At 66.1% G+C, this 23,285-nt stretch carries 20 protein-coding genes; 11 read left to right on the top strand and 9 right to left on the bottom strand.

Annotation, left to right across the window (positions count from 1 at the left end):
• Positions 1-140: 140 nt before the first annotated feature.
• Entirely contained in the window at positions 141-1,895 is a 1,755-nt protein-coding gene (locus ABV518_RS08745) for an exo-alpha-sialidase (RefSeq protein ID WP_367766543.1), read from the bottom strand.
• A 65-nt stretch (positions 1,896-1,960) separates the two neighbouring features.
• Here ABV518_RS08745 and ABV518_RS08740 point away from each other — a divergent pair, with 65 nt between their 5' ends.
• From ABV518_RS08740 to ABV518_RS08730, 3 genes are all read left to right on the top strand, one after another.
• A complete protein-coding gene (locus ABV518_RS08740) occupies positions 1,961-2,899 on the top strand; it encodes a carbohydrate kinase (protein WP_367766542.1) in 939 nt (312 codons plus the stop codon).
• A gap of 173 nt (positions 2,900-3,072) precedes the next feature.
• Positions 3,073-4,293, top strand: a complete 1,221-nt coding sequence (locus tag ABV518_RS08735; protein WP_367766541.1) for an MFS transporter — start codon at positions 3,073-3,075, stop codon at positions 4,291-4,293.
• Between the two features lie 36 nt (positions 4,294-4,329).
• The gene (locus ABV518_RS08730) at positions 4,330-5,289 is read left to right on the top strand and encodes a LysR family transcriptional regulator (protein WP_367766539.1); all 960 of its coding nucleotides are present in this window, start codon (positions 4,330-4,332) and stop codon (positions 5,287-5,289) included.
• Between the two features lie 81 nt (positions 5,290-5,370).
• Here the strand turns inward: ABV518_RS08730 and ABV518_RS08725 are convergent, their stop codons facing one another.
• The 7 genes from ABV518_RS08725 to ABV518_RS08695 all read right to left on the bottom strand — a co-directional run bounded on the left by ABV518_RS08725 (position 5,371) and on the right by ABV518_RS08695 (position 12,433).
• Positions 5,371-6,147 (bottom strand): SDR family NAD(P)-dependent oxidoreductase, encoded by a 777-nt coding sequence (locus tag ABV518_RS08725; RefSeq protein WP_367766537.1) that lies wholly within the window; start codon positions 6,145-6,147, stop codon positions 5,371-5,373.
• On the bottom strand, positions 6,147-7,151 hold the full coding sequence (locus ABV518_RS08720; protein WP_367766535.1) for a fumarylacetoacetate hydrolase family protein: 1,005 nt from the start codon (positions 7,149-7,151) through the stop codon (positions 6,147-6,149). Before ABV518_RS08720 ends, ABV518_RS08725 begins: the two co-directional genes overlap by 1 nt.
• 11 nt (positions 7,152-7,162) lie before the next feature.
• Complete coding sequence (locus tag ABV518_RS08715) at positions 7,163-8,236, bottom strand: amidohydrolase family protein (protein WP_367766533.1); 1,074 nt, start codon at positions 8,234-8,236, stop codon at positions 7,163-7,165.
• Positions 8,233-9,357 (bottom strand): FAD-dependent oxidoreductase, encoded by a 1,125-nt coding sequence (locus ABV518_RS08710; RefSeq protein WP_367766531.1) that lies wholly within the window; start codon positions 9,355-9,357, stop codon positions 8,233-8,235. Before ABV518_RS08710 ends, ABV518_RS08715 begins: the two co-directional genes overlap by 4 nt.
• Positions 9,358-9,419: 62 nt before the next feature.
• Positions 9,420-10,463 carry a cyclase family protein gene (locus ABV518_RS08705; protein WP_367766529.1) on the bottom strand — a complete coding sequence of 348 codons (1,044 nt, stop codon included), beginning with the start codon at positions 10,461-10,463 and terminating at the stop codon, positions 9,420-9,422.
• Positions 10,460-11,407: a fumarylacetoacetate hydrolase family protein gene (locus ABV518_RS08700; RefSeq protein WP_367766527.1), complete on the bottom strand. Its 948-nt coding sequence runs from the start codon at positions 11,405-11,407 to the stop codon at positions 10,460-10,462. The genes ABV518_RS08705 and ABV518_RS08700 overlap by 4 nt, the downstream gene beginning before the upstream one ends.
• A gap of 6 nt (positions 11,408-11,413) precedes the next feature.
• A complete protein-coding gene (locus tag ABV518_RS08695; protein ID WP_367766525.1) occupies positions 11,414-12,433 on the bottom strand; it encodes a VOC family protein in 1,020 nt (339 codons plus the stop codon).
• A 239-nt stretch (positions 12,434-12,672) separates the two neighbouring features.
• Here ABV518_RS08695 and ABV518_RS08690 point away from each other — a divergent pair, with 239 nt between their 5' ends.
• The 3 genes from ABV518_RS08690 (at position 12,673) to ABV518_RS08680 (ending at position 16,347) form a co-directional block, all read left to right on the top strand.
• A complete protein-coding gene (locus ABV518_RS08690) occupies positions 12,673-13,455 on the top strand; it encodes an SDR family NAD(P)-dependent oxidoreductase (protein WP_367766523.1) in 783 nt (260 codons plus the stop codon).
• A gap of 85 nt (positions 13,456-13,540) precedes the next feature.
• The gene (locus tag ABV518_RS08685) at positions 13,541-14,833 is read left to right on the top strand and encodes a DUF6379 domain-containing protein (protein ID WP_367766583.1); all 1,293 of its coding nucleotides are present in this window, start codon (positions 13,541-13,543) and stop codon (positions 14,831-14,833) included.
• A 35-nt stretch (positions 14,834-14,868) separates the two neighbouring features.
• Positions 14,869-16,347 (top strand): DUF6379 domain-containing protein, encoded by a 1,479-nt coding sequence (locus ABV518_RS08680; protein WP_367766521.1) that lies wholly within the window; start codon positions 14,869-14,871, stop codon positions 16,345-16,347.
• A gap of 77 nt (positions 16,348-16,424) precedes the next feature.
• On the opposite strand, the gene ABV518_RS08675 is transcribed toward ABV518_RS08680, so the two are convergent.
• On the bottom strand, positions 16,425-17,369 hold the full coding sequence (locus tag ABV518_RS08675) for a LysR family transcriptional regulator (RefSeq protein WP_367766520.1): 945 nt from the start codon (positions 17,367-17,369) through the stop codon (positions 16,425-16,427).
• Positions 17,370-17,651: 282 nt separating this feature from the next.
• Here ABV518_RS08675 and ABV518_RS08670 point away from each other — a divergent pair, with 282 nt between their 5' ends.
• From ABV518_RS08670 to ABV518_RS08650, 5 genes are all read left to right on the top strand, one after another.
• The gene (locus ABV518_RS08670) at positions 17,652-18,947 is read left to right on the top strand and encodes an ABC transporter substrate-binding protein (protein ID WP_367766519.1); all 1,296 of its coding nucleotides are present in this window, start codon (positions 17,652-17,654) and stop codon (positions 18,945-18,947) included.
• A 53-nt stretch (positions 18,948-19,000) separates the two neighbouring features.
• Positions 19,001-19,960, top strand: a complete 960-nt coding sequence (locus ABV518_RS08665) for a carbohydrate ABC transporter permease (protein ID WP_367766518.1) — start codon at positions 19,001-19,003, stop codon at positions 19,958-19,960.
• 2 nt (positions 19,961-19,962) lie between these two features.
• Positions 19,963-20,799 carry a carbohydrate ABC transporter permease gene (locus tag ABV518_RS08660; protein WP_367766517.1) on the top strand — a complete coding sequence of 279 codons (837 nt, stop codon included), beginning with the start codon at positions 19,963-19,965 and terminating at the stop codon, positions 20,797-20,799.
• Positions 20,800-20,944: 145 nt separating this feature from the next.
• Positions 20,945-21,718, top strand: a complete 774-nt coding sequence (locus tag ABV518_RS08655; protein WP_367766516.1) for a TIM barrel protein — start codon at positions 20,945-20,947, stop codon at positions 21,716-21,718.
• Positions 21,715-23,274: a GMC oxidoreductase gene (locus tag ABV518_RS08650; RefSeq protein ID WP_367766514.1), complete on the top strand. Its 1,560-nt coding sequence runs from the start codon at positions 21,715-21,717 to the stop codon at positions 23,272-23,274. Before ABV518_RS08655 ends, ABV518_RS08650 begins: the two co-directional genes overlap by 4 nt.
• Positions 23,275-23,285 lie beyond the last annotated feature (11 nt).

Below are 23,285 nucleotides of genomic sequence, written 5' to 3'. Positions count from 1 at the left end.
TCGGATGTAGGACGTCCGATGCTCGTAGAACGACTGTAAGGGCCATCACATCCCCGCGTCAAGTGTCAAGCGCCAATCCCCCGATCCCCCTCCCCGCGCCCTCTCACTTCCTGCGGGTTTTTGGCCGGATGCTCTCCCCGTTACCGCACGGTGACGTCGCCGGTGGCCGTGTTGAACCTGAAGGTCCGACGGCGGCGCTCGGCAGTGCCGACGCGCTCGGCGGCCACCTCGTAGGCGACGTCCGTGAAGCCGCGGGCGGCATCCGCGCCGGTGACGGTGTACGTGGGTGTGAAATAAAGGACCTCCTCGCCGGCGCCAAGGTCCGCCACGGGGAAGGCCTCGGAGCCGGGCCCGGACAATCGGACCCCGGCGAGGGGCGTCGATCCGCCGTTGCGTGCCCTGCCGGTGAAGGCGAGGATGTCCCCGGCCTTGTAGCCAGGAATGATCGGGCCGTAGTTCAGGTCCTGCGCCTCCCGGGTGCCGATCACCTGCGCCGCCTCGGCCGAGTAACCTTGCCCGATTTCCTTCCATGTGTGGACGCCCCAGCCATCGCCGCCGGGCGCCATCACATGAAACTCCCCCACATTCCGCCAGACCGGCGGGCGGCCGGGAGTGATGGAACGCAGTACCATGTCGAACACCAGTCCGTCGCCGGGTTCGAGGCGGCCGCCAGCGCCGCCGTGCGGCTCCGGCCCGGAACGCAGGGAGCTCCCGCCGCCCTCGGACCCGGGAAGAGCGCCAGCGGGGAGGCAGGACGTGAGCTGTTCCGCCGGGATCGAGGCAAACACGATTTCCCGGTACCCCTGGCGCTCGTACAGGACGCCGATGTTGCCGTCGGGAAGCCGCGCCGCCGTCGAATACGCCGAGCTTCCCGGGCACAGGACCAGCTTCGCGGGCCAGGTGAGCCCGTTGTCGGTGGAGAGGCTGAGCACCGTGTTCCGCCGCAGCGACGTGTCATGGTTGTTGGTGGCCAGCAGCCAGGCGCCTGTGGTGTCGTCCGCCGCGGCGGCCAGGGCGGGAAGGCCGTCGAAGCGGGCCAGTGAGCCGTTGTCGCCCGGGTCCGGGAGGTCCTCGACCGGACGCAGGGCACTCCAGGTGGTCCCGCCGTCGTCGGACAGTGCGGCAAGGCGGCGCGGTGTGCCGCGGCTGTGCAGCAGGAGCCGGCCGTCTTGGAGGGCCGCCACCTTGTTTTCGTTGGGCGCATGGCCGTGTGTCCGGGCGCCAATGAGCTCGCCTAGGGCCCAGTTTTCGCCGTGGTCGTCGCTGTAGGCGGAGGCGGCCATGATCTCACCGCCCGCCAGGACCACATATTGCTGCACCAGCCGGCCGCGGTAAGGGCCGGTGTGGACCTGGATGCCCTGTCCCGCCGCCGCAAAGATGCCGGTGATGGCCGGGCCGGGAGGGTTTCCGGCAGAGTGTTCGGGCGGGCGCGCCTTGAGCTGGGCGGTGATCCTGCGGTGCCGCCAGGTCAGGCCGTCGTCGTCCGAAAAGCTGAGGTCACAGTGCTGGACACCGTCATCGGGCTCCAGCCCGGTCGCCGCTTCGAAGAATCCTGCGCGCGTTCCGGCGGCGTGGAACATAAAGATCCGGCCGGTCTCAACGTCAACCAGGAGGCTCGGATCGCCGTAGCCGTTGAGGCCGCCACCCGTCCTCACTACCTGCTGTTCGCCCCAGGTGCGGCCGTTGTCCGTGCTGCGCCGCAGCAGGAGGTCGATCGGGTTAGGCAGGTCATCGAGGTTGGGGCGGCCGTCGTAGCCGGCCAGCAGTGTGCCCTCCCGCGAGACGGCGAGGGCGGGGATCCGGTATTGCCGGTAGCCGCCGGTGCCGCGGACCGCCAGCACGTGTTCGATGTCGGGCATGGCAGCCGTCATTGGCCGAAGGACATAGGATGTCATATCTCCATGGTAGGCGATGCGCCACGGGCCGTGTGGGCGGCCGGTTTCTCTGGCAGAGTATGACCATGCTCACTGTTATCGGCGAGGGCCTTGTTGACGTTGTCCAGCGCGCCTCCGGAATCGAAGCCCACGTGGGCGGCAGCCCCCTCAATGTAGCGGTGGGGCTGGCTCGCCTGGACCACCCGGTGCAGTTCATTGGCCGCTACGGCCGTGACGCGTACGGGGATTCCGTGGCCGCGCACCTTCGTGCGAGCTCCGTAATGCTGCCGCAGGGCCCGGACGAGTTGCCCACCAGCGTGGCCACCGCCCTGATCGACGACGACGGCGCCGCCACCTACACGTTCGACCTCACCTGGGAGCTCCCCGGCCTGGCGGACCGGCTCGCCTTTATCCTGCAGGGCACCACCCTGCTGCACACCGGCTCCATTGCCACTATGCTGGCGCCGGGCGCGACGGCGGTGCTCGCCGCCGTCGAATACGCCCACCCGCGCGCCACCATCAGTTTCGATCCCAACTGCCGGCCCAGCATCATCACCGACGTTGACTACGCGCGGCGGCAGGCGGAGAAGTTCGCCTCGCTCGCGGATGTGGTCAAGGCCTCCGACGAGGACCTGGAGTGGCTCTACCCCGGGGTTGACCCGCTGGACTCGGCCCGCCGCTGGCTGTCCCGGGGCGGGGCGGAGGGGCCGGCGATGGTGGTGGTCACCCGCGGTGCGGCGGGTCCCTGGGGGATTACGGCCGCGGGCGAGGCTGAGTATCCGGCGCCTCGCGTGGACGTTGCCGACACCGTCGGCGCGGGGGATTCGTTTATGGCGGCGCTGCTGTCCGGGATTGTGGACAAGGGCCTGGACGGCGCGCAGAACCGGAAGGACCTGCGCGAGCTTCCGGCCGAAGGCTTGGCTGAACTGCTGGCACATGCGTCCCGCGCGGCCGCCGTCACGGTCTCGCGCCCCGGCGCCAACCCGCCGACGCGCGCCGAACTGAACGCGGTGCCTGGGGAGTAGGGCCGATTGCCCGAGGGCACTGGGCAGCCATCCCCTCCCATCCGTCGCGTGGATACCAGCTATCCCAAATGCTTGGTTCCCCGATAGCCCAAGCCTTGCCACAGTGTAGGCAGTCACTTGGCGCCCGTATCAGCGCCGTCCCTTAGTGACCACCAAGAGGCTAAGGACATTCAATGGAGAATATTCAGCTCACGGATACTCAGTCCAGGAACGGGACGACCGTTCCCGCGACCACGCGTACGGCCGGGCGGCTTCAGGCGACCCTCCTCGTTGCCGGCAGTTGCATGCCGGTGCTGGGGGCCGTACTTCTTGCACCCATCCTTCCCACCCTGAACCAAGCGTTCGCAGACAACCCCGGCGTTGCCATCCTGGTTCCGCTTACGCTGACCCTGCCGGCGCTGTTTGTGGCGCTTTTCTCGCCGCTGGCCGGCTACCTTGCCGACCGGGTGGGCCGAAAGCAGCTACTTGTTGTTGCCATGCTGGCATACGCCGCCTTCGGGACCGCGCCGCTCTGGCTGGACAGCCTCGAATCCATCGCGCTGTCGCGGGTCGGCGTCGGAATCGCGGAAGCCGCCATCATGACCTGCTGCACCACCCTCATCACGGACTACTACGCCGGCGAACAGCGGAACAAGTACCTTGGCCTTCAGACCATGGTCAGCGCCCTCGCAGCCACCGCATTCTTCGCCCTCGGCGGTGCCCTGGGCAGCATCAGCTGGCGGACCCCATTCTGGCTCTACGCCGTCAGTGCCGTCATCGTCATCCCCATGGTCTTCAAGCTCTGGGAGCCTGCAAAGAGCCAGCGCACGACGGCGGCCAAAACGCCGGTGCCATGGCGGCAGATCGGCGCCCCGGCCGCGGTGACGCTCTTCGGCGGCATTGTGTTTTACGCACTCATCGTCCACCTGCCCTACGTCATCACCGGCCTGGGTGTCGGGGACGCAGCACTCATCGGTCTCGCCGCGGCCATCGCGTCCCTCGCGACGGCGGCGGGAGCCATCTCCTTCCGCTACCTGGCGAAGCTGGGCACGCGGAACCTGCTGGCGCTCGCTTTCGGGCTGGCCGCCGTCGGACTTTCCCTGGTCTCCGTCGCTGGGACGGTACCGCTGGCTATCGCGGGAGCTGTCATCGCCAGCGCTGGCACCGGCGTGTTGCTGCCCACCTTGCTGACGTGGGCCGTGAATGGCCTTGAATTCCAGCAGCGCGGCCGCGGCACGGGCATCTGGACCGGAACGCTGTTCATCGGCCAATTCCTGACCCCCATCGTCCTCGGGATGGCCGCCGCGGCACTGGGCAGCTTGGGCTTCGCCCTGGGCGCATTGGGAATTGCGTGTGCGGTGGCGCTGCTGGCCGTCCTGGTCCGGGGACCGCGGCCGGCGCCCGTCGACCATTAGAAAGGACACAAGTCCGGGGACGGATAACCTGTGGGTATGAAGAACCTGGACCTGAACCTGCTGCCCCAGCTGCAGGTACTGCTGGAGCTTCGGAACGTTTCCCGGGCTGCTGAGCGGCTCCAGCTCAGCCAGCCGGCCACCAGTGCCGCCATGGCCAGGCTCCGGCGGCATTTCGACGACGAACTCCTGGTCCGCAATGGCCGCACGTATGACCTCACGCCCTTCGCACAGTCTTTGGTCCCGCTGGTTGATGAAGCAATGCTTCACGTCCAGCGGGCCACGCGCGTCCGGTCCGGATTCGAGGCAGGAACAAGCGAGCGGGAATTTGTCATTGCGGCGTCGGACTATGCGGCAGCGCTGATCGTTGGGCCGCTGCGGGGCATCCTGCGCGAGGAGGCTCCCTCCGTGTCCGTGGACTTTGTCCCCACGGCCGGTTCCGGAATCCAGGGCCAGATGGCCGACTATTCGAAAATCGACCTGCTCGTGGGCCCGACGGGCTATCACATGCAGGGCACCAGCAAGCAGCTTTTCCGCGACAGCTTCGTGGCCGTGACTGACGCCGGAAGTCCCCTACTCCAGCAGCCTCGCCTGACACTTGAGGATCTGGCAACGGTTCCGCACGCCGTCGGCTATTTCGGGGAGGGAATCAGTACCCCGGCGGACAAGCTGTTTGAGTCCCGCGGTATCCAGCGTCGGGTAGCGGCGGTGGTGGCCGGGTTCCTGTCCCTGCCGCTGCTCGTTGAGGGGACGGACCTGGCGGCGCTGGTCCCGCGCATGCTGGCGGCACGGGCCCAACGAGGCGCGGACATTGCTGTCCTGGAGTTCTCCGAGGGCACCGAAGCGTCCCTGGTGGAAGCCATGTACTGGCATCCCTCCCAGACGGAGGACCCGGCCAGTGTCTGGCTGCGCTCGGTGGTGCAGCGGGCCTGCTCCCGGCTGCACGAACTCTTCCCGGCCACTGCCCACCCGGTGCCCATCACATCCCCAACTGAGTAGCAGCAGATGTCGTTATGAGCGCTCATACCGACATCTGCTGCGACCTACTTGGGGGTTTGGGGGGCGCAGGAGTTGGGGGCGTCAACGCATCGCGTCGGAGACCGACTTGGCTCCGCCGTGGCCTGACTGGCCGCCGTCCACAGGGATCTCGGCGCCCGTCACGAATGAGGACAACGTGCTGAGGAGGAACAGCACGACGCCGGCCACCTCGTCCACCGTCCCGGTGCGGCCCAGCGGGGTCTCGGCAAGGGTGGCCTGCCTGAATTCCGGCCTGGCGCTCGCCGTCATGGGCGTTTCGATAAAGCCGGGATGGACAGTGTTCACCCGGATCCCGCGCGGTCCAAGTTCCATGGCCGCAACCTGCGACAGGCCCCGCAGGGCCCACTTGCTCGCGGTGTACGCCACCGGATAGTGCGCTGTCAGGCCAGCCACGGAGCCCACGTTCACAATCGCCGAGCCATTGCCCATCAGGGGCGAGAGGGCCTGGATTCCCAGCAGGACTCCGGCGACGTTCACCTCATAAACACGCTGCAGGTCAGTCACCGAGGCGTCCAACAGCCTGCTGCGCTGGGTGATGCCCGCGTTGTTGACCAGCCCGTCCACCTGCCAGCCCCGGGATCGGATCCAGTCAGCGAGACGCTGCCAGCCGTCGGCGTCGGACACATCCAGCTGCCGGTACACCAGTTCGCCGACTGAGGGCGAAGAAATGGCGGCCAGCTGCTCCGGAATCTCCGATGCCAGGTCCGTGGCGATGACACGAGCCCCGGCTTCGGCCAGCAGCCGCGCTTCCGCAGCACCCTGTCCCTGGCCGGCGCCGGTAACCACCACCGTCCGGCCCGAAAGCTGAAGGGAAATCACTACAGCCCGGGAACGGCAGCTGAAGGGACCCGGACCCGGTTCCGCGGACGGACCCGGGCAGCCACCCGGGTCACGGCTTCGCGCCGCTTGCCCACGGTGTTCTCGATGGTCCCGATGCCCTCCACGGTCATCCGCACAACATCGCCGGTCTTCAGCGGCGGGGGAGTCTGTGAGCCGTTGCGTCCCCAGAGTTCCGCCAGGCAGCCGCTGCCGCAGGTGCCGGAACCCAGGACATCCCCGGGCCGCACTACGGAATCCTGGGAGGCGTAGGCCACGAGCTCGGCGAATGGCCAGCCCATGTTGGAGAGCAGGTCCTGCCCGATGGCTTCGCCGTTCACTTCCACGGCCATGGAGATCGGCAGGAAACCCTCGGCGTCGTGGAGGTCCTCGAACTCATCCGCGGTGACAATCCACGGCCCCAGCGTGTTGGCAAAGTCCTTGCCCTTGCACGGGCCCAGGCTGACTTTCATCTCGCGGCGCTGCAGGTCCCGGGCCGACCAGTCGTTGAGGACCGTATAGCCGAAGATGTGCCGGTGCGCCGCGGCCGCGGTCAGGTTCCTGCCCTCGCTCCCGGGAACGCGTCCGACGACGGCGGCAACCTCCGTTTCAAAGTCCAGGTCCGCACAGCCCGCCGGAATCCCGATCACCTCTCCGGTGCCCGTCACCGTATGCGGATTGGTGAAGTAGAACGTGGGCGCTTCGTACCATTCGGGCACCACGCCGGCCACGCCGTCGATGCTTTTCCGCACGCCTTCGACATGTTCCTCAAACGCCACGAAGTCCCGGATGGTGGCAGGCACCAGCGGTGCCAGCAGCTGCACGTCAGCCAGCGGCACGGCGGGCCCCGAACCGACGGTTTCCCGGGCAAGATTCAGCGTTGCTTCGAGTCCGGCGTCCAGCAGGGTCTGGACGGTCTGCCCGACGGGCAGACCATAGCAGTTTCCGTTGTCCACGAAGCCGGACTGCGTCCCGCCGTCGTGGTTCCAGCGTGCAATTTTGACCATTTGAGTGTTCCTTAAGCGTTGGGCCGGGCGGTCAGGGCGGCCGCCGCTGTGATGCCCAGCGTGCGTGCGTTGCCGCCCAAAACCTGAGCCTCGTCGTCGGCAGAGAGTCCGGCCGCCTGGACCTCGTCCACAGGCAGGTCAGAGCCCATGTCGAACGGGTAGTCGGATCCCAGGAGGACCTGTTCCGGGCCGGCGGCCGCGACCAGCGCCCGAAGTTCGGCGGCGCTGTGGACCAGGGAGTCGAAGTAAAGCCTTTTCAGGTACGACGACGGCGGCGCTGCGCACGTGCGTGCCTCCGGCCGCACCTTCCAGGCATGGTCCGAGCGGCCCAGGCTGGTGGGAAGGTAGCCGCCGCCATGCGCGGCCAGCACTTTCAGGTCCGGGTGGCGGTCCAGGACTCCACTGAAGATCAGGTGGGACAGGGCCACCGCGTTTTCGGCCGGCTGGGAAACGGTGTTGGCCAGGTAGAAGCGGTCCAGCCGCTCATCCAGCGAGCAGCCGAACGGGTGCAGGAACACCAGGGCGCCCAGCTCCGCCGCCCGGCTCCAAAACGGTTCCAGCCTGGCATCGGAAAGCTCAACCGTGCTCCGCTGCGGATCGCCGGGCGTGGCGGCGAACGAGCCGATCTCCACCCCGAGCAGTCCGCACTCCAATACAGCGTGCTCGAGGGCTTCCACCATCAGGGCCGGGTGCTGCAACGGGACCAGGCCCAGCCCGTGGAGGCGTTCCGGGGCACGGTCCACGAAATTCCGGACCGCCTGGTTGGCCTGCTTCGAGAGCTGCAGGGACAGCTCCTCGGCGGCGAAGTAGTAGAAGTGTGACGGCGACGGCGAGACCAGCTGCACGTCCACGCCCTGCGCGTCCATGTCCGCGAGCCGGCGGTCCAGGTCCGTCAGTTGTGGCCAGCGCTCCTTGATCATCCGGCCGGAAGCTGCCATGGATTCCGGCCCGTTCCGGCGGGCTTCCAGCGCCTGCTGCGCGCCGAGGCCTTCGGGATCGGCTTCGGCCACCAGCTGCTGCAGGGCAGGAAGCAGGATGTGGGCGTGAACGTCGACGGTGGGTGTTTCCTGGGCGCCGGTGCTCATGCGGGTTCCTTCAGCAAGGTGGACAGCGAGTGCATGAGGCCGGGCACATCGGCGTCGCGGACGCCGTCGAGCATCCACTGGCCCAGTTGGACGGAGGCGTTGACCACTGCCTTTGCCCGGTCCAGGCGCCGGTCGGTGAATTCCTTCCACAGCGTCTCGGTGACGTGGTCGGCGTTGATGAGCAGTTCGGCCAGGACGGCCGCGTCTTCCAGGGCCATGGCAGCGCCCTGGGCCACCGTGGGCGGGCAGCTGTGGGCGGCGTCGCCGATGATGACGGTGCGGCCGCGGTTCCAAGGCCCGTCCACCAGATGAGTGGTGAACCAGGTGTAGTTGATGCGGGCGCTGTGGTCCAGATTGGCGCGGATCTCGTTCCAGGGCCCGCCATAGGCGGCGGCGAGTTCGGCCATGATGCGCGGGCCGTCCTCGTGCCTGCGCTCCTGGGCCTTTTCCACGAGGTAGGCGTAGATGGTGTCGGGGCCGGTGGGGCAGTAGCCCGCGATGAAGCAGGGTCCGCCGTAAGTCAGGTCGGTGCGGACCACGTCCGCGGGCCGTTCCACGAAGGCACGCCAGATGCCCATGCCGGTGGGCTGGGGCTCGACGTCGATGCCGATCGCCTTGCGGACCGCGGAGTGCAGTCCGTCGGCGCCGATCAGGAGGTCGAAGCTTGCGGTGGCGCCGTCGGCGGTGCTGACGGTGACCGAACCGCCGTCGTCCGTTATCCCGGTGACGGTCTTGCCGTAGCTGATCCGGGCGCCGGCCTGTTCGGCCCGTTCGCGAAGGATGGCCGTGAGGTCGGGGCGGTACATGCCCAGGGTGGCGGGGAGGTCCTCGCCGCCGGTGCGGATGTCCTCGAGGACCGCGATGACGGTGCCGTCGGGATTCGGCGCGCGCAGGCCGAGGGTGCTGAACGGGTAGCCCTTCGCCTCGATCTGCTCCCAGACGCCGAGCTGGCGGAAGATCCGCAGGGCGTTGCCCTGCAGCGTGATGCCGGATCCAAGGGCCTGCGGGGCGTCCGCCTTCTCCAGGACTTCCACGTTGATTCCGGCGTCGGCCAGGAGGATGGCTGCGGTCAGTCCCGCGGCTCCCGCTCCGACGATTCCGACGTTCTGTACTGCTGCCATCGCTGACTCCTTTGTGTTGACGGCGTTACTGCTGGTGGGTGTTTGTTGCTGCTACCTGAAAGCTACCGGAGGGCGATCGGGTTGACCGGTGAGCCGACGGCGCCGGTGATCGGGAGCGGTGCGGCAGTGAGCAGGAAGTCGTATCTGCCGTCCGCCGCGCACGCTTCCGCCAAGCCGTCCGGGTCCCACATTTCACCGAGGAACAGCCCGAGGTTGGGGATGGCGATCTGGTGGAGGGGCTGGAAGGCGCCGTCGAACTCGTTGGGCCGGACTTCGAAGCCCCAGGTGTCGGTGGCGATTCCGGCGATTTCGCTGCGGTGCAGCCACGGCGCGGTGCTGAAGGACAGTCCCGGTGCCGCGCCTCCGGCGTAGTCGCCCCAGCCGTCACGGCGGACGCGGGTGTGCTGCCCGGTGCGGACCACGACGATGTCGCCGCGGCCCACCGTGGAGGTGGGTCCCTGCAGTTCGATGGTCCGCTCGAGGTGTTCCGGGGTGATGGCGAAGCCGTCCGGCAGTTCGCCGTCGGTCCTGCCCAGTTCCGGGCCGAGCGCGCGGCCAACGTCCAGCAGTACACCGCGGGTGACGATCTTGGCTGCGGCCGTTTCGATGCCTGTGACCAGGTCGCCTTCGGACGTAACCACGTCGCCTGCAGCCCGGCCGTTCCAGGCCTTCCCCTGGTCGAAGATGTGGCCCAGTCCGTCCCACTGGGTGGAGCACTGCAGCGGCATCGCAATGACGTCGTCCGCACCGCCGAAACCGTGCGGGAAGCCCTGGTTGCCGCGTTCGGCGTCCACGCCGGTGTCCGTCATGGTGTGCACAGGGTTGGTGCGGCGGCGCCAGCCCTTCTGCGGGCCGTTGGTGTCGAACGGCTGGGAGAGCGAGAACGCCTCGCCTGTGCGTACCAGGCCGGCGGCCTCGACGCGCTTGGCAGCGTCGATGAAGTTCAGCGTTCCCAGTACGTCATCGGCACCCCAGCGGCCCCAGTTGTTGTGGGCAGCCGCCATGGCCCGGATGCTGCCCAGCGGGTCCTCACGCCGGATCACCGGGAAAGCATCGGCTGCTGCTTCCCCGGTGACGGTGTTCGGTGCAGTTTCCTGCGTGGTCACGGCTGGACCTCGTCCTTGCAAAGGATCAACTGGGTGCCGAGGCCGGTGATGGTGCCCTCCATCACGTCGCCGTCCTGCAGCAGCCGCCCCCAGTGCTGGCCGTTGCCGGCGGGGCTGCCGGTCAGGACCAGGTCGCCCGGGCGCAGCGGCATGATCTGTGAGGCTTCGCTGACCAGTTTGGCCACCCCGAAGATCATGTCGGAGGTTGACTCGTCCTGCATGGCCTTGCCGTTGAGCTTCAGCGTCACCTGGACATCCTGCGGGTCGCCGAAGTACTTCGCGGGCACCAGCAGCGGACCTGTGGGAAGGAAGCCGGGGGCGTTCTTGGCGCGATACCAGTCCGAGCCGATCGCGGGCATGTCCTTGCGGAAGACGTACTCACGGGTGGTGATGTCGTTCACCATGGTGTAGCCGAAGACGTAATCCAGGGCTTCCTCGGGGGTGACCCGGAACGCCGTCTTGCCAATGACGGCTGCCAGTTCCAGTTCCCAGTCGTGGGATGTGGAGTAGGCAGGCAGGGTGAGGTCGTCCGTGGCTGACGCGATCGCCGTCGGGAGCCCGATGAAGAAGTACGGTGTGCCCTGGCCGGCGCGCTTGTCCATCATGGCGGCGGTCTTGGCGCGGACTTCCTCTTCGTCCTGGCCAGGTTCGCGGTGCGCTGCGGCGAGATCGATCACGTGTTTCCGGTAGTTGGCGCCGGTCTGCAGGACCTGGACCGGCTCCACCGGGGCAAGGACCTCGACGTCGGCCAGCGCCAGGCCAGATTGTTCACCGGTTGAGGCTGCCAGGGCATCAAGCTGGCTTTCCATGGTGTCCCAGTGCTGGATCAGGGAGTTGATTTCGCCGTCCAGCGGCAGGACCCGCTGGCCGACAAGCAGGCCCACGCGGGCCTTGCCGTCACCGGCCTCCTGGAACCGGATCAGGGAATATGTCGTTTCAGGCATATTCGCTTAGCCCCGTCCCTGCTTGGCGTACGGGTTCAGGAGGGCTTCCTTCATTTCGGGGGAGGCGCCTTCTTCGGTGGCAGTGAAGCCTTCGGCCGGGGGGAAGGATTCGGTCATGGAGTGCGGCATGGCGCCGTTCTTGTAGAAGTTGTTGGAACCCTCGGACGGCTTCCAGGTGTTGGCTTCCCAGTCCGGGACGTAATTGCGGTAGCCACCGGAGTTCAGTTCCACGCGCAGGCCTGACGGATCGCGGAAGTACAGGAAGTTCTGCTCGCCCACGCCGTGGATGGAGGGGCCGTATTCCATGGCGGTGCCGTTTTCCATCATGACGTCCGCGGTGCGGAGCAGGTCTTCGGTGGCGTCCACCCAGAAGGCGATGTGGTTGACGCGGCCTGCGCGGCTGGAGGTGTCCAGTACGACGCCCAGGTCATGGGACTTCTCGTTGGTGGTCAGGACGGAGAAGACGGTGATGGGTGCTTCGTCCAGGTCAACAAACGCCATCACGCGGAAGCCCAGGGCCTCGTTGTACCACTTGGCGAAGCCGCGGACGTCGGAGCATGCCACGGTGACGTGGTCCAGGAAGCGGGGTGCTGCGGCGTGGCTGCTCCGGCGCTCCGGACGGTCCGGGTAGGTGGACTCGAAGCCGGGTTCGGCCACGAACTTCTCCACGTCATAGAAGAGGCGCATCCGGTGGCCGTAGGGGCCGGTGAATTCGTAGGACTTGCCGTAGCCGTGGCCACCAACGGTCCAGGTACCCTGTACGCCGGTTGCCTCAACCCGGGCGGCCGCGGCTTCGAGGGCTGCCTGGGAGTTTGTGCGCCATGCCATCCGGCCGAGGGATGCTTCGGGTCCTTCGGTGATGACCAGGCTGTAGCGGTAGTAGTCGCCCCAGCAGCGGAGGTAGACGTTGCCGTCCACGCGGTCGATGATGCGCATGCCGAACTTTTCCTCGTAGAACCGCGCCGACGCTTCGACGTCGGGTGTGGTGATCTCGAGGTGGGCGAGGTGGGAGAGGGGAGTTTCCACGTTGAATTCCTTCTGAGTTTTGGCTGCGGTCGGATTGGTGCAGGTCCTGTAACCACTGTGAACCAGCTCATGTATTTGGTGAAGAGGGATCTACTGATAACTGGCATTTGTCTGGCAGATACCCCGCGTACCCATCCTGACCATCCACGCGGCTGATACCAACTACTGCCGCAGCGCCGTTCCCCGTCCGGATCTCTCCTGGGAAAGTCGAGGAAATGTACCTGTCGAAAGGACCCCCTATGCCTGTTTCCAGCCAGCGCCTCGCCGGCAAGACTGCCGTCATCACCGGAACGGCCAGCGGCCAGGGCAGGGCCGCGGCGCTTGCCTTCGCCGCCGCGGGCGCCCTGGTCGTGGGCTGCGACATGGACGACGACGGCGCAGCGGGCACCGTCGCGGCGGTCACCGCTTCAGGTGGCCGGATGAGCAGCAGCCGCGTGGACCTCACGGACGAGGCCGCCGTCGCTTCCTGGGCCCAGGACGTGGCCGCGACCTGCGGACAGGTCCATATCCTGTATGCCAACGCCGCGGTCACCCGGTTCGCCCCGGTGGAGCAGCTTACGTTCGCTGACTGGAAGTGGAACGTGGAGCATGAGATGGATGTGGTGTTCCTGCCGGTCAAATACTTCTGGCCCCAGCTGATCCGGACGCAGGGTGCCGCCATTGTGCTGGTGGGCTCCACCGCAGGAGTCACCGGTTCCATGACCAACGGCCGGCTGGCCCACACTGCCACGAAGGGGGCCGTGGTCGCCATGACAAGGCAGCTCGCGGCCGAAGGGGCTCCGCACGGACTGCGCGTAAATGCCGTCAGCCCCGGAATGATCCGCACGGCGGCCACCGAAGGCAACCTCCTGGCCCCGGACCATCCCATGCGAACCATCGCCGGCAGCATCCCGCTGGGCCGGATCGGTTCACCTGAGGAAGTCGCCAGATGTGCACTGTTCCTGGCTTCCGATGACGCCTCGTACGTAACGGGCGCCAACCTGATGGTGGACGGCGGCTGGTCTGCGGTTCTTCCGGGCTAGTTGTTTCGTGGAATCTCAACAAACTTAGGTACGAAAGCGACATAATGGTGTACGCTGTACCCGCACCTACAGAGAGTGAGCAATGATGCTTCTCGAAAGAGACCTCATCCAGTCCGTCGGATTCCGTAACGTCACCGAGGGTGGACGCGTGACCGGCTTCCAGTTCCGTGTCCGCATGCCGTCCTACCGGGGCATGGCCGCGTCTCTCATTGACGGCATCGCGGTCCGCGTGGGCAACGTCGTCGACGTCGGCCCGGACGTTCCGCACTGGACCTTCGGCGGGCAGACCTACACACTGCAGCAGCTCTGGGATAGCGACGGTGTCCGGTGGCCGCTGGAGGAAGCGGCGCTGGTCACCGTACCGTTCGACGGCGGTCTGCCGCAGGGCGTCCATGAGCTTTCCATCGATCTGCGCCTGCGCATGTCCTATATACCGGTTGAACACCAGCCCACTATCCACCGCGCCAGCCGGACCGTGACGCTCGCACCCGAAGGCGGCGACGGCACATTCCGCTACGGCGTCTCCCTCTACAGCTTCATGGGCGACTACGGAACCGTCATGGACCTGGAAACGGCGCTCGCCGCCGTCGCTGACGTAGGCGCCACCGGCGTCGAAATCCTCGGCGAGGGACACATTCCCGGCTACCCTGAGCCATCCACGGCCTGGACGGACACCTGGTTCCGGCTCCTGGAGAAGTACTCCCTGGAGCCCACCAACTACGGTTCCTGGATCGACACCCGGCTCCACCACGGAAGGACCATGACCGCTGGAGAAGGTGCCGAAGCCCTGCAGCGCGACATGCGGCTCGCCCACCGGCTGGGCTTCGGCTTCGTGCGTCCGAAGATCGGAGTGGTGTCCGGGGACCTGGTCCCGGATCCCATCTGGACGGAATCGGTGGAACGCTCGCTCGATCTGGCGCACGAGCTTGGGGTCGTCATCTGCCCTGAGATCCACTCGCCCACGCCCATCAAACACCCCGTCGTGGAGGACTACATCGGCCTGATCGAACGGACCGGCACCAAGAACTTTGGCCTGCTCATCGATACCGGCATTTTCCAGGACCGCCCGATTCCGCTGCGCGAAGGGGAGTCCCGCGAAACCCGGCCCGCATTCCTTGACGGCATCGGCGTCGATCCGGCCGATTTCGCCGACATCGCCCAGTACGTGGTGTTCATTCAGGCGAAATTCCATGACATCAACGAACAGTTGGAAGACCAGCAGATCCCCTGGCAGCCAGTGCTCCAAAGCCTCAAGGACTCCGGCTATACCGGCTACCTCTCCAGCGAATACGAAGGCGAACGTACGCCGTGGCGCGCCATCGAACAGGTGCGGCGCCAACATGCACTGATCCGCCGCATCGCCGGCGGGCTTTCCTGACCCATCCCACCTCTCCACCTGCAAAGAGAGACACCATGCCAAACGGACTCATTGACGACGCAAGCCTGCGCACACACCCCGAAGGCTTCGCCCTGGCGCTGACCCTCCCGTGGTACCGGAGCCTCTGGCTCTCCTCGGTATCCACGCTGCGGCTCACCGTGGACGGCGAGGAGATTCCCGTTGGGGAGCTTTCCCTTGACCTCGGCGGTGTCCGCTATGCGCTCGCGGACCTTCCGGCCCAAAGCGACACGCTCTGGTACCTCCAGGAGCATCCGCTGCTCATCGCGCCGAGGGACACCCCGGTGTCCCTCGGCGAGCGGCACCAGGTTCAACTCATCGGGGAACTGCGGCTGCCGTACATGCAGATTGCGCCGGGACAGGACGGCGGTCCCGGCATGTACGTGCCGAACTTCGTGAACCAGACGCTGGAGCTGACAGTGACGGACAGCGCAGCGCCGGCGCCGGAACTCACGGCGGCGCTCACGCCGCCTCCGCCGAAGGCCGAGGATGATCCTTTCTCGCTGGGGCTCACTCTCTACTCGGCAAGCGCCGAATTCCGGGCCGGCTGGTACGACTTAGACGGCCTGCTCAACCGTGTTGGTGAGCTTGGCATCGGTCCCGGGATCGAGATCGTCGCATCCCAGGTCCTGCCCACGTACCCCAACGTCACGGACGACTTCGCCCGGTCCTGGCAGGAAGCCTTCGACAAGCACGGCTTCGTGGCCAGTTCCTTCGGCGCCAACCTGGACATGGGCCGCCGCCGCGACCGCGACATGACGCCGGATGAGGAATACGAGTTCACACGGACGCTCTTCCACGGCGCCAAAAAGCTGGGCTTCCCCCTGGTCCGCATCCAGAGCGCCAAGCCTGACCTGCTCCGCCGGCTGCTGCCGCTCGCCGAGGACCTTGAGCTCAAGCTGGCCTATGAGATCCATGCACCGCTGGGGCCCAACTCGCCGGAGATCATGAAGGTCCGTGATGTTTACGCCGACCTCGACTCGCCGCTGTTGGGATTCGTGGCTGATTTTTCGTCCACTATGCACAGCATGTCTCCCACGCTCCTGCGTGCTGTCCGTCGGGCCGGCCTCGACGACGGCGCCGTCCAGACGCTGCAGGCGATCTGGGCCACTGACGCGCCGATGCGGGCGCGGCAGGAGGAGTTCATCGGTTATCTCCGCGGACGTGACTTTGATCCCGCCCGCCTTGGTTCCTTCGCCCACTTGGCCTTCAACATGCATGGCCACGTCAGCCCGAAGGAATGGGCCGACATCATGCCCCAGATCATGCATGTACACGCGAAGTTCTACGACATCGACGAGCAGGGCAATGAGCCGGCGATTGATTACCCGGAACTGGTCCGGGTGTTTGTCGAAGGCGGCTACCGGGGCTATTGGTCCAGCGAGTGGGAGGGGCATGCCTTCGCCGAGCTTGGTGAAGTGGATCCGTTGCTGCTGGTCCGGAAGCAGCATGACCTCATCCGCCGCAGCATGCGGGCTGCTCTCGCCCCTGCCTGAGCGCCAGCCTGGTTTAGTGGAGCCAGGCTCCTGAAGCGATGATGCCCGGCCGGTGAAATCGGCCGGGCATCAGCGTCTTAAGGCACGTTCTTTAGCGCGGCGGCAGCCACGATGCCGGCTGCTTCCTCAAAGAGGCCGCGCATCCACTCATGTTCCGAATCCCGGTTGTGCACCGGGTGCCACCACAGCGCGTTGACCAGCGGCGTCGCATCGAACGGCAGCGGCAGCACGCGAATTCCGCCCAGTTGAAGGGCGAAGGGGGCAAGTGCCGCCTGGATGAGTCCGATCCGCTGTGTTCCGACGACGAAGTGGGGCAAAGAGAGGAAGCTCTCCACCACCACTTCAACCCGGGGCTCTATGCCGAGCTGCTGGATCTGGCGTTCCGCCGAGGTGAATGCCGAGCGTGACTGGTAGGACATCACCCACGGAAGTTCGGCCACGTTTTCCATGGTGACCTGATCACCGACGGCGTCGTTGGAGGATGACACAACGGCCACCCAGCCGTCCCTCCAGAGGTCCAGGTAGGGGAGCCCGGTGAGGAACCCGTGGGGCAGCACCATGCCGTCCACCGAGCGCAGGCGGTTGGCGGCGTCTTCCACCACCATCGGATTGTGGAGCATGAATCTGAACCGGACGCCCGGGGCACGCTCGGCCGCAAGCTCCGAGGCGACGCGGCCTATGGTGGTAAAGCCGTAATCCGATCCGTAAATGGAAAACTCACGTTCGGACTCCGCGGGCTCCCACGTGGCCTGGCTCTCGAAGACGCGGCGCGCGGCCTCAAGCGCTGTGGTCGTGTGCTCAGCCAGGCGCAGCGCAAAGGGCGTGAGCTCGTAGGCGTTGCCGCGCCGGGCCAGGATGGGGTCGCCGAAGTGCGATCTGAGCCTCGCGAGTGAGGCGCTGAGCGCCGGCTGGCTGAGATGAAGCCGCTCCGCCGCCCTGGTGACGCTTCGCTCCGTGATGAGGGCATCCAGGGAAATGAGCAGGTTGAGGTCAAGCCGGGAAAGCAGGGCAGAGTTTGTCACGGCGCGGCGATCCTTCGGGGAGGGATTCAGTCCGGCCAGTGTATCAGCGGCATCAATAACTTCCGCGGCCTCCATCATATTCTTCGATGGAAGCGCGACACTTTGGCTGCAGGCCGCCATGGACACGACACCCTCCCGATAGGCCTTCTGCAGGCCCCCGTACAACTTATGTCGAGTATCGGGAATACTTATGTGCTTTTTCTGCACATCTCCTGCATACTGATGAGTGACCGGGGTCACGGCTCCCGGATTTTTTCGACAACGAAGTCAGAAAGGCTGGACATGACACAGCACAGTCGCTTTTCGGGCCTGAAGGTCGGCGCCCTCGCCCTCCCCACCGCCGCAGCCCTTATCCTCACCGGATGCTCCGGTTCCCCCGGAAGCAGCACCGCCACGGGCGGAGCCCAGGAATTTTCCCTCAGCTTTTCCACCTCGAACACCATCGAGAGCCCGTTCCAGACGCTGGGCGAGAAGTACATGGAAACGCACCCCGACGTAAAGATTACCTTCAACCCGCAGCCCAACGACTCCTACGACCAGACGCTTCGGACCCAGCTTCAGGCCGGAAACGCGTCCGACGTCGTCGTCACCTCCCCGGGTTCCGGCACCGGCCGCAGCATCCTGCCCCTCGTGCAGGCAGGATTCCTCGAGCCACTGGACGGGGCCGCCAAGGCGCTCGTGCCTGAGGGCAGCGAAGCCCTGTTCGGGACGGACGGAAAAGTCTACGGCCAGGCGCCGGAGATCACCGTGGTTGGTTTGGTCGCCAACGAGACTGCCGCCAAGGCGGCCGGCATTTCCGATTTCCCGTCGGACTTCGCCTCCCTCGAGGACCAGTGCAAGTCGCTCGCATCGTCGGGCAAGTCGTTTATCGCGCTGGCCGGCTCCGCAGCTCCAAACACCGGCCTGATGGCGATGTCCCTGGCTGCGTCCCGCGTCTACGCGGAGGACCCCACGTGGAACGAAAAGCGTGCCGCCAAGGAAGTCACCTTCGCTGGCTCGGATGGCTGGAAGGCATCCCTTGAGGCAGTCGCCACGCTCAATGACGCCGGCTGCTTCCAGAAGGGCGCTGCAGGTGCCGGGTTCGATGCCATCACCAAGGGCCTTGCCAGCGGAACATCGGTTGCCGGCTTTATCCCGGGTCCCAGCTGGAAGCAGCTGAGGACCGCGGCTGCCGACTCGGATTTCAATGTGCGTGCACTCCCGGCAGAGAAGAGCTCAGGCAGGGCCTTCGTCTACGCCAGCGCGAACTACGCGTTTTCCATCAACGCAGCGTCCAAGAATAAGGACGCCGCCCAGGCGTTCCTCGACTGGGCGGCGGAGCCTGAGCAGACCAAGGCCTTCGCCGAAATCGACGGCGCCCTTCCGGTTACCGGGCTGGACAGCTACAACTTCGACGCCAGCGCCTACAAGAACGTCGGCGATCTCATCAAGGACGGAAAGTACGGCCCGCTGCCGAACAGCCAGTGGCCCAACTCCGCTGTGTATGACGCCCTCGCCACCGGCGTCCAGGGCCTTATCACCGGACAGAAGACCGCCGATCAGGTACTCCAGGCCATGGATACAGCCTGGGGCCAGTGACGGTTTCAGATCACCACAGTTCTGACGACTCAAAGGGACAAGCAAGGATTACCATGACTGCGACGATGCAACCGAAAAGCGAAGCAGCTAAAGCACCCCTGCGAGGCAGGCGCGCTCCGGGAGCGGGCGAAAAAACCCGTCCCCGGAGCACGGGCCTGCAGTTGGGGCATTGGTGGTGGGCGCTGCCCGGGATTGCCCTGGTCGTCGCCATCCACTATGTGGCAACCGGTATCGGCGGCTTCTTCGCCTTTACCAACTGGTCAGGCATCGGCTCGTTCAAAATCGTGGGCTGGCAGAACTTCGAAGCCATCTTCAAGGACCCCACCAAGCTCGGGGCCCTGACGAACACGTTGTTCCTGGCCTTTGGCTCGGTCTTCCTCGGCAACGTCGGCGGACTCATCATCGCCCTCGGCCTCAACCGGATGCTGAAGACGCGGTACATTCTCCGCACGCTGTTTTTTATGCCCGTGGTGCTCAGCCCCCTCGCGACTGCCTACGTGTGGAAGTACATCTTCGACTTCGACGGCCCCATTAACGTCTTCCTCATCTCGATCGGTGCAGGCGACCTCGCCAAACCATGGCTTGCCGATCCGCAATGGGCCATCTGGACGGTCCTGGTAGTCCTCGTCTGGGGGTCCACCGGCTTTGCCATGGTGATCTTTATGGCCGGACTTGCCAGCGTCCCGGTGGAGGTGGAGGAGGCGGCCGCCATCGACGGTGCCAACCTGTGGCAGCGTTTCCGGAACGTCACGTTGCCGGCCATCCGCCCCGCTATCGCTATTGCCACAACCCTGGGAATCGTCCAGGGGCTCCGGGTCTTCGATCCCATCATGGCGCTGACCAACGGCGGACCCGCCGGCGCAACCGAAACCCTGGCCACCCAGGTCTACAAGCAGGCGTTCGCGCTCGGCAACTTCGGCGGCGGTGCCGCCCTGGCCCTGGTGCTTGCCGCCATCATCCTGTTCTTCGCCGTGATCCAGCAACGGCTGACGCGATCGAACCCCGAGGACTGACAATGTTCCGTTACACCAAGCTCACCCTGCTCCGCGAGATTGGCCTTTGGGCCCTGGCGCTGACCTTCCTCGCCCCGTTCTATTTCCTGGTCACTACCGCCCTGAAGCCGGACAGCGAGATGTACACCACCTCACCCTTGGCGCTGCCGAAGAACCCTGACTTCAGCAACTTTGTGGCCGTCCTGACGGCCCAAGGCAATTCCAACGTGGTCATGGGCCTCGTGAACAGCATCATCATCACTGCCGGAAGCATCGTGGGGCTGATCGCCCTCGGGTCGATCACCGGCTACGTCATCTCCCGCAGCACGCGCCGCTGGAGCAAGGGCGTGTACTACCTCTTCCTGATCGCGATCATCCTCCCGGGCCAGCTCGGCGCAGTACCGCTTTACATGGGTGCACGTTCCCTGGGCCTCACCGGCTCGGCGTGGGGCCTGATCATCCTGTACACCGGCATGCTCCTGCCGCTGTCGATCTTCCTGTACTCAAACTTCTTCCGCGGGCTCGGTACCGACTACGAGGAAGCGGCAACCATCGACGGCGCCAGCAGGTCGCAGATCTTCTCGAAGGTGGTGCTTCCCATGATGGCTCCCGCCACAGGGACAGTGGTCATCTTCGCGGGGCTCATCGTGTGGAATGACTTCTTTACCTCGCTGATCTTCCTGGGCGGCTCCGCGAACCAGACCCTGCCGGTCGCCATGTACTACTACATCGGTTCCCTGGTCTCGGAGTGGAATTCCATCTTCGCGATTGTGATCGTGTCCATGGTCCCGATGCTGGTGCTGTTCCTGTTCGCGCAGAAAAGGTTCATCCAGGGCTTCTCCGGCGGCCTGAAGGGCTGACCGCACCAAACAGACAACCGCGGGGCGTACGAACGCCTCGTGGAGATATTCCACACCCAAAAACAGGTCTAAGGAAGCCGCCGGCTGCCGCCCGCCGCCGACGGCCATGTTCAAAACACCCTCCCTACACTTCCAGGAGATATCCATGTTCCAACTTTCGCCCAACATCGATCTTTTGTTTGCCGAAGCAGGCGACAGTGCCGCCGATCGCGTCCGCGCGGCCGCCGCAGCAGGCTTCGACGCCGTTGAAATGTGGGGTCCCACAGGCAAGGACATCCCGGCGCTCAAGGCCGCGCTGGAAGAGACAGGCGTCCAGCTCACCTCCCAGCTCGCCGAGCCCCGCATGCAGTTCATGATCCCGCCGCGCAACCACGAGCCGTTCTATGAGGGCCTGGACGCAGGCGTCAAAGTAGCCCAGGAACTTGGCTGCCCGCGCATTGTGGTGGGAAGCGGCACGGGATTCGGCGGACGCAAGCGGCAGGACCAGCTGGACGAACTCATCGAGATCTTTACCCGCGGCGTGGCACACATCGACGGGTCCGGCATCACCCTTGTCCTGGAGCCGGTGAACACCAGGGTTGACCACCCGGGTGCGCTCCTCGACCGGACCTCCGAGGCGATCTACATCGCCCGGGGAGTAGCCTCGGAAAACTTCGGCGTCCTCTACGACCTCTACCACTCCACCGTGGAGGGCGAGGATGTGGCCGCCGAACTCGCCAACGCCGGCAGCCTGATCAAGTACGTCCAGATCGCCGATGCGCCCGGACGCGGCGAACCCGGCTCGGGCTCCATCGACTGGCACGCCCGGCTCGCAGACCTGCAGAACAGCGGCTACGCCGGCCCGATCGGCCTCGAGTATTACCCCACCATCGACTCGGCCAAGTCTGTCCAGTGGATCCAGGAACTGGTGGCGCGGTGAGCCCAAACAGGTACCCCGCCGCCGTCGACGTCGCCATCGTGGGCAGCGGCCCCACCGCCTCGGCGTACGCACGGATCCTCAGCGAGGAAGCGCCCGGCACCACCATTGCCATGTTCGAAGTGGGACCCACGGTCAGCAACCCGCCGGGTGCCCACGTCAAGAACATCGAGGATTCCGAACGCCGCAGCCTCGCCCAGCGTGCCTCGGAAGGGCCGGGTGCCGGGGCGCAAACGGTGAACTCGCCCGGGGCTGTGAAGAGCGGGGACCGGCTGGCCCGTCCGGGAACCTTCCTCCTCCAGGATGGCTTCGCCTTCCCGGGCGAGGACGGACTCCCTGTTGCCGCCATGTCCAGCAACGTGGGTGGCATGGCCGCTCACTGGACCGCTGCGTGCCCCCGCCCGGGCGCCGGGGAGCGCATCAGCTTCCTCCCGGACCTGGACAGCCTGCTGGACGACGCCGAACGCCTGCTTGGCGTCACGACGCACGCCTTCGACGGGGCGCCCTTCTCGGACATCGTCCTGGGCCGCCTCGCCGCCGCGGTGGATGAGGGCCGCAACGCGGCCTTCCGCGCCCAGCCCATGCCGCTCGCTGTCCACCGGCGCGAGGATGGCCGCCTCGTGTGGTCCGGCGCCGACGTCGTCCTTGGCGACGTAACCCGCGAGAATCCCAACTTCGAGCTCTTTGATGAGTCACTGGTGGCCCGCGTGCTGGTTGAGGACGGCCGGGCTGCGGGCGTCGAGGTCAGGAGCCGGCGCACCGGAGAAACACATCGTGTGGCCGCCCGTGTTGTGGTGGTCGGGGCAGATGCGCTCCGCACTCCGCAGCTCCTGTGGGCCTCCGGCATCCGGCCCGACGCGTTGGGTCGCTACCTCAACGACCAGTCGCAGGTGGTCTTTGCCAGCAGGCTGCGGGACGTTTCTACGGACAGTGGGCTTGAAGCGGCAAGCGGCGCGCTTCGTGAGCAAAGCGGTGTGGCCTGGGTTCCCTATACGGACGGGATGCCGTTCCACGGCCAGATCATGCAGCTGGACGCCTCGCCGGTTCCGGTGGCTGAGGACGACCCCGTGGTGCCGGGCTCGATTGTGGGGCTGGGGCTGTTCTGCGCCAAGGACCTTCAGCGGGAGGACCGGGTGGCCTTCGACGACACATCGCTGGACGCCTACGGGATGCCGTCCATGCGGCTCCACTACCGCCTGACCGAACGGGACAGGGACGTGCTGGAGCGTGCAAAGCAGGAAATTGTCCGCCTGGGCAAGGCTGTGGGTGAACCGCTCGACGAGCGTCCGTTCGTCCTCCCGCCGGGAGCATCGCTGCACTATCAGGGCACCACGCGCATGGGAGCAGCGGACGACGGCGGCAGCGTCTGTTCGCCGGACAGCCAGGTCTGGGACGTCCCCGGCCTCTTTGTGGCCGGCAATGGCGTCATCCCCACGTCCACGGCGTGCAACCCCACGCTGACGGCCGTGGCGCTCGCCGTGCGGGGCGCACGAAAAGTCGCTAAGGACCTCAATAGCCCTTTACTTATGTCTGAATCAGACAATAGAATGATTAAATAATGAAGAAGCGG

This window comes from Arthrobacter sp. HS15c (assembly GCF_040812005.1).
In the GTDB taxonomy this organism is placed as follows: domain Bacteria; phylum Actinomycetota; class Actinomycetes; order Actinomycetales; family Micrococcaceae; genus Arthrobacter.
The sequence above is the reverse complement of the archived record's forward strand: the minus strand, read 5'-3'. Positions and strand labels throughout refer to the sequence as shown.